This window comes from Kitasatospora sp. NPDC094016, from assembly GCF_040304045.1.
GTDB lineage: Bacteria > Actinomycetota > Actinomycetes > Streptomycetales > Streptomycetaceae > Kitasatospora.
The window spans coordinates 215,303-221,302 of record NZ_JBEOUK010000009.1 but is presented as its reverse complement, the minus strand read 5'-3'; the positions used below and the strand labels follow the sequence as shown (position 1 = coordinate 221,302).

6 protein-coding genes are annotated in these 6,000 nt (G+C 71.6%); 2 read left to right on the top strand and 4 right to left on the bottom strand.

From position 1 onward, the window contains the following. Positions 1 to 475: 475 nt before the first annotated feature. Positions 476 to 1,435 carry a GlxA family transcriptional regulator gene (locus ABT015_RS12350; RefSeq protein WP_350878758.1) on the bottom strand — a complete coding sequence of 320 codons (960 nt, stop codon included), beginning with the start codon at positions 1,433 to 1,435 and terminating at the stop codon, positions 476 to 478. Between the two features lie 140 nt (positions 1,436 to 1,575). Between ABT015_RS12350 and ABT015_RS12345 the strand changes: the two genes are divergently transcribed. After that, complete coding sequence (locus ABT015_RS12345) at positions 1,576 to 2,532, top strand: proline dehydrogenase family protein (RefSeq protein ID WP_350878757.1); 957 nt, start codon at positions 1,576 to 1,578, stop codon at positions 2,530 to 2,532. 211 nt (positions 2,533 to 2,743) lie between these two features. Here the strand turns inward: ABT015_RS12345 and ABT015_RS12340 are convergent, their stop codons facing one another. After that, the gene (locus tag ABT015_RS12340; RefSeq protein WP_350878756.1) at positions 2,744 to 3,679 is read right to left on the bottom strand and encodes a LysR family transcriptional regulator; all 936 of its coding nucleotides are present in this window, start codon (positions 3,677 to 3,679) and stop codon (positions 2,744 to 2,746) included. Positions 3,680 to 3,931: 252 nt separating this feature from the next. Here ABT015_RS12340 and ABT015_RS12335 point away from each other — a divergent pair, with 252 nt between their 5' ends. After that, a complete protein-coding gene (locus ABT015_RS12335) occupies positions 3,932 to 4,414 on the top strand; it encodes a hypothetical protein (RefSeq protein ID WP_350878755.1) in 483 nt (160 codons plus the stop codon). 67 nt (positions 4,415 to 4,481) lie between these two features. Here ABT015_RS12335 and ABT015_RS12330 read toward each other — a convergent pair whose 3' ends face one another. After that, positions 4,482 to 5,207 (bottom strand): dienelactone hydrolase family protein, encoded by a 726-nt coding sequence (locus ABT015_RS12330; RefSeq protein ID WP_350878754.1) that lies wholly within the window; start codon positions 5,205 to 5,207, stop codon positions 4,482 to 4,484. Between the two features lie 153 nt (positions 5,208 to 5,360). Beyond that, positions 5,361 to 5,891 (bottom strand): hypothetical protein, encoded by a 531-nt coding sequence (locus ABT015_RS12325; RefSeq protein WP_350878753.1) that lies wholly within the window; start codon positions 5,889 to 5,891, stop codon positions 5,361 to 5,363. Positions 5,892 to 6,000: the final 109 nt, after the last annotated feature.

Here is a 6,000-nt window from a genome sequence, read left to right as displayed (position 1 = left end):
CCCCCCCCGCGCCGGGGGGGGGGGGGGCCCCCCCCCCGGGCGCCCCCCCCCCCCCCCCCCGACGCCGTACGCGGGAACCAACTTCGGTGCCGGGCTCGTGGCTGCGGCCGCCGTCTGGCGGCCCGTCGCATTCGCCGCGGCAGCGAGAACGCCGTCAGTGGTCGGCCCAGGTCTTACGAGACGATGCTGGAACCGGTCACCCAGCCACCCAGCACTGCGCCGGGCAGGATCTCCTCGTCACGGTCGACGCTGTCGGCACGTCCGACGAGATCACCAGGCGCGTGCCCACAGCGTCCCGGGAGCAGAGCTTCTGCTGACCGCGGGTGCGGTGGCGATTCAGCGGGGGTGGCTCTGTTCACGAATCTGGACGGCAAATGTTCAGTACTTCGGGAGGCGCTGGGCGGGTGCTCTGTTCGATGTTCACGAGAATCGACAGCACCTGCGCGAACCCTGTGGAGCTGTGGACTTGGGCGGGTCATCCGCTGGTGGGCGGGGCTCCGAAGGTACGCCGGTAGGCCTGCGGCGTCGTGCCGAGGCGCCGGGCGAAGTGGTGGCGGAGGGTGTCGATGCTGCCGAAGCCCGCGCGGTGGGCGACGACGGTGACCGGCTCGTCCGTGGTCTCCAGGTGATGCTGGGCAAGCAGGACGCGCTGTCCGGTGAGCCATTGCAGCGGGGTGGTCCCGGTCTCCTGCCGGAAGCGTCGGGCGAAGGTCCGCGGGGAGAGGTGGGCTTGGCGGGCCATGGCCTCGACAGTCAGGTCCTGGTCGAGGTTGGCTTCGATCCAGGCCAGGACGGGGGCAAGGGAACCGGTCCCGTGCCGAGGGAGGGGGCGTTCGCGGTACTGGCGCTGGCCGCCGTCGCGGTGCGGGGGCGCGACCATGCGGCGGGCGATCGCGTTGGCGACGGCGCTGCCGTGTTCCTTGCGGATGAGGTGGAGGCAGGTGTCGACGCCGGCGGCGGTGCCGGCGCCGGTGATGACCGGGTCCTCGTCGACGTAGAGCACGTCCGACTCGACCCGGGCGCGCGGGTGGCGGCGGGCGAGTTCGTCGGTGTAGCGCCAGTGGGTGGTGCAGCGCCGCCCGTCCAGCAGCCCGGCCTCGCCGAGTAGGAAGGCCCCGGTGCAGATGCTCAGGACGCGGGCGCCGCGTTCGACGGCGGCCCGTAGTTCCTCCGCCAGGTTGTCCGGCTGCCGCACGTACGGGTCGTAGGCCGGGACGCAGATGAGGTCCGCCGAGGCCAGCCGCTCCAGGCCGTGCCGGGTCCGGACCTCGAAGCCGTGCCGCATCGGCACGCTGTCGCCGGTTCCTGAGACAAGAGCGAAGTCGTAGACGGGGAGCGCATCGTCGCTGCGGTCGATGCCGAAGACCTCGCAGAACACACCCAGTTCGAAGGCGTGGGCGCCTTGAAGGGCCAGGACGGCGACATCGCGAAGCACCGGCTCCCGATCTCCTCTCACGACAGTGGCAGGAACTTCAGCCTATCCGTCGTTTCTGCCACTCCCAGCGGGTGCTCCGTCCTGGAAGGCTCGAAGGCGTTCCCTCTCAACCTCAACCGCGCGAACAGCCAGGAACCCGGATGACCACGCACATTCCCGCCACCAACGCCGCCCTCTTGTCACAGACGGCCCAGATCCTGCGCGCACTCGCGCTCGACGAGGAGCTGAAGTGGCGCATCCCCGGCGACCCCGTCCTGGGCCCCCTGGCCCGCAAGGTCGCCCGGCGGTACCTTGCCGGCGAAACCCTCCCCGACGCCCTGGACCGCGCGCAGCAGATCCTGGCCGCCGGCCACCGCGTGAATGTCGAGTACATGGGCGAGAGCTGCCGCGACCCGCAGCGGGCCGCCGAAGAGACCGACACGTTCCTCGCCGCCGCCCGGCTGCTGCCGCCCGAGTGCTCGATCTCCCTCGACCTCTCCCACATCGGCCTCGCCGTCGACGCAGAGCTCGCGCTGGCCAACGCCACCCGCATCGCCCAGGCCACCGCTGCCACCGGGCGGGAGATGATGATCTCGGCCGAAGGCTCCGACCGTACCGACGCGGTCCTGGCCCTGCACCGCACGCTGTGCGAGCGGTTCGACCACGTGGGCATCACCATCCAGGCGCGCCTGCACCGCACCGCAGACGATCTACCGGAGCTGCTCACCCGTCCCGGTCGCATCCGCCTGGTCAAGGGCGCCTTCCTCGAACCCGAGACCATCGCCCACCGCCGGGAAGGACCGGCCCTGACCACCGCCTACCTGAAGTACGCGCAACAGCTGGCCGACTCGGGTCACCTGTGCTCGTTCGCCACCCACGATTGGGAGCTGATCGACCGTATCGACCACTACGTCGGCAGGAAGAACCAGGGCTCTGCCCCCTGGGAGTTCGAAACCCTCCTCGGCCTCGGGCCCGACCGCCTCGACGCCATGGCCGAGCGTGGCCACCCCACCCGCGAGTACATCGTCTTCGGCACGGAATGGTGGCTCTACATCTGCAACCGACTCGCCGAAGACCCCCAGCGCCTGCTCCAAGCCCTCGTCGACGCGGCCGCATGAACCCCGATCCGGACGAACGCCACCGTGCCCCGGCACGCTGCCGTGCGCACCGCCAGCCAGCCCCCGACGACAAGGGCCATCCCACCCCGGGACGACAACACCCGGGCGTCGTTGCCGCTGCTGTCGAAACTCGTGAACATTTCGAATCAGCTGCCAGTGGCGTCCGCTGCCCAAACCGGTGAACAAACGCTGTCCCTTGTTGTGAACAGAATCAGCGGGGGCGTACCCAGTCCGGTGTCCAGGTGCCCGGGGCGTCGTGGCCCGGCGTGGTGGCGGCGAGGTGGGTGCGGAGGGTGGCGAGGGCTGGGTGGGGGTTGTCGCGGTGCCAGAGGAGTGAGTGGGGGTAGACGGGCGTCGGGTCGGTCACCGGGATGCGGCGCAGGCCGTGGTCGGCGGGCCAGACGAGGCGGGTGTGCTCGCCCATGAAGGTGGCCAGGGCCGGGGTGTCGGCGATGGTGTCGAGGAGCGCGTCGGAGCCGAAGTTGGGGCCGGTCGCCTCGATGGTGAGGCCGAACTCGGCGACGAGGTCGTCGTAGTAGGCGCCCCACTCGGTACCGGGGACGATGCCGGGCATCCAGATCCGGTGCCCGACGAGCTGGGCGACGGTCACCGACCGGGCGCCCGCCAGCGCGTGGGCGGGACCCGTGAGGAGCTGGAGCGGTTCGTCGATCACCCGGACGGACTCGATGTCCTCGGGAAGGGGCCGGCCGGGCGCGACGACGGCGCGGAAGGATGCGTCGATCGCACCGGATCGGATGGCGTTGATGGCCGTCTCGATCTCGAACAGCATCATCACGTCGAGGTCGATCTCGGGGTGCGCGCGGTGGAAGCCGCGCATCAAGCCTGACGCCGAGCCGCGAAAGTTGATCACGTCGACGCGCAGCGGACGGCGGCCCGGGCGCACGGACTCGACCGCGCGCTCGGCGGCGCGCAGCAGCTCGCGCGCGTGGGGCAGGAACGCCTGCCCGTCGATGGTGAGCTCGGCCCCGCGTGCGGTGCGGGTGAACAACCGCACGCCGAGGTTGCGCTCCAGCGCGGCGATGCGCTTGGAGACGGCCTGCTGGGTGACGGCCAGCTCGGCGGCGGCCTCCTGGAACTGCCCCGCGTCGGCGGCGGCGACGAAGGTCCGAACGGTGTCGAGGTCCATGGCGGCACTCTATAGGCACAACTGGTAGTTGTGGCTTGATGGTCGTTTGGTTGTTCGATCCCCGGGGATGAGGCGCGCTTTGATGCTTCTGATCGCCGATCGGTTGTGCAGAGGGGGTCGCCGTCGGTCCGCCGAACCGCCGGGTTCGTGCGGGTCACGGTCATGGGAGCCGGCAACAGGGGTGCCCCGTCGAGGTGGCCGCCGGGGCCGATCAGTACAGTCGGCGTCCTTCGTGAGACCTGGGAGGGGTGCATGGACATCAGCACGATACGTGCGGCGGTCGGGCCGGAGAGTCCGGACGAGGTGACCGGATCGGGCATCTACGTCTGGGTGGACGCGGGGGCGGTCGGTCATCCGGTGCTGTACATCGGCAGGTCGGGCAACGTGGCCAGGCGAACGAGGAACGAGAGGACGTGGACCGAGCAGTTCCGGGACGCGCGGCGCCGTGGAAACACCCTGTGGTACTCGGCCGGATGCGGGCTCTCCCCGGTCCTGGCGGCCGCCGCGGATCCGCAGGTGTTCATGTGGGCCCTCGGGATGGAGGACGCGAGCGCTACCGAGACGGCGCTGATCCGCTTGGCCGCGATGACCGGGGGCACGCCGCCCGCCCAGGGAGCCGGCTGGGGCTGGGGCCGTGGAGACCAGGCGGGGAGTGCGGACCCGGTTCACCGGCTGTTGAGCCGCTGGTTCGAGGGCGATCACCTGGTGCGTCGGATCGCAGAACCCGACGTATGACTCGCCTGACTCGCCTGACTCGCCGGGCAGGTCGGGCAGGTCGGGCAGGTCGGGTCCGCCGACCGGGTCACTCCGTTACGGGCAGGCACTCGGTGAGCAGGGCGACGATGTCGCGCCAGGCGCGCTGAGCGTGCCGGGGGTGGTGGCCGACGCCGGGGAGCACGGCGTGGCCGACCGTCGGGTGGTGGAAGGCGTGCAGGGCGCCGCCGTAGACCATGAGGCGCCAGTCGACGCCTGCGGCCTGCATCTCGGCGGCGAACGCGTCCCGTTGCGCGGGCGGCATGATCGGGTCCTCCGATCCGACCCCGGCCCACACCGGGCAGCGGATGCGCGCGGCCTCGCCCGGCCGGCCCGTGGTCAGGGCGTTGACCGTCCCGATCGCGCGCAGGTCGACGCCGTCGCGCCCGAGTTCCAGTGCGATCGCGCCGCCGGTGCCGTAGCCGATGGCGGCGATCCGGTCGGGGTCGGTCCGCGGTTCGGCGAGCAGCACGTCGAGCGCCGCGTGGCCGATGCCCCGCATCCGGTCGGGGTCGGCGAGTAGGGGAGTGATGCGCGCCAGCATCTCCTGCGGGTCGGTGAACCAGCGCCCGCCGTTGATGTCGAAGGCCATTGCCACGTAGCCGAGTTCGGCGAGGGCGTCGGCCCGGCGGCGCTGGAAGTCGTTCAGCCCCGGCCCCTCGGGCCCGACCAGGACCGCGGGTCGGCGGCCGGTACCGGCCGGGAGCGCGAGGTGCCCGATCATCGTGAGGCCGTCGGCCGGGTACTCGACCGTGCGCGCGGTAACCGTCGTCATGGGACCGGACTGTAGTGAGCGTCGAGCCCGGCCGGGCCGGTTTTTCGCCGGTGGCAGAACGGCGCGAGTGCGCATCGGACGATGCGGCGACGGCAGTGGTGGGACCGGCTCGGGAGCCGGTCCCACCACGGACGGCAGTCGCCGGGAGCCGGGTCAGTATCCGGCCGGGGCGTCCTCGATGTCCGAGATGAGCTTGGTGCTCAGGTCGCTCTGCACGGCCAGCCTGGTGTGCGTGGCGTTGGGGCCGGTGCCCCAGGTGAGCGTGACGGTGGTGAAGAGGTGGCCGGCTCCGGAGTCGTGGTACCGCACCTCCCAGTGGGTGGGCACGTCCTGGGCGCGGAGGACGCCGTCGGCGTGGTTGGCCTGCTCCCAGGCGGCCAGTCGCTGCTGGAGGTCCGCCGTGAGGTAGTGGGCGCGCAGGCCGTCCGACAGGTTGTCGGTGCCGTCGGAGACGGCGTCGATGTAGGCGCCGTAGAAGTCGGCGACCCGGTCGACCGCGGAGTCCGGGCTCCCGTCGCGGACCGGGTCCCCCGGCGCCACCCGCTGCCCGCCCGCCTGCTCGGTACTGGTGGTGGAGGTGGGGTGCTGCGGGCTGGCGGCCGTGGCCTGCGGCGCGGCCGCCGCCAGGATCAGGCCGACCGTGGCGGTCGCTGCCAGCAGTCCGCGTCGAACACTCAGCTTCATCGTCAGTCTCCCTCGTCATGCCGATTGGTCGAGCCCTGGGCGGGTCACCTGGCAATGCGCGGACCGTCCGGGCCGGGTCGCATCGATCACCTGCCCAACGACGCCCGGG

What these genes read in the sequence shown, in the direction of transcription:
- ABT015_RS12345 (WP_350878757.1), top strand. Translation starts at nt 1,576, where the DNA reads ATGACCACGCACATTCCCGCCACCAACGCCGCCCTCTTGTCACAGACG.
- ABT015_RS12340 (WP_350878756.1), bottom strand. Translation starts at nt 3,679, where the DNA reads ATGGACCTCGACACCGTTCGGACCTTCGTCGCCGCCGCCGACGCGGGG.
- ABT015_RS12335 (WP_350878755.1), top strand. Translation starts at nt 3,932, where the DNA reads ATGGACATCAGCACGATACGTGCGGCGGTCGGGCCGGAGAGTCCGGAC.
- ABT015_RS12330 (WP_350878754.1), bottom strand. Translation starts at nt 5,207, where the DNA reads ATGACGACGGTTACCGCGCGCACGGTCGAGTACCCGGCCGACGGCCTC.
- ABT015_RS12325 (WP_350878753.1), bottom strand. Translation starts at nt 5,891, where the DNA reads ATGAAGCTGAGTGTTCGACGCGGACTGCTGGCAGCGACCGCCACGGTC.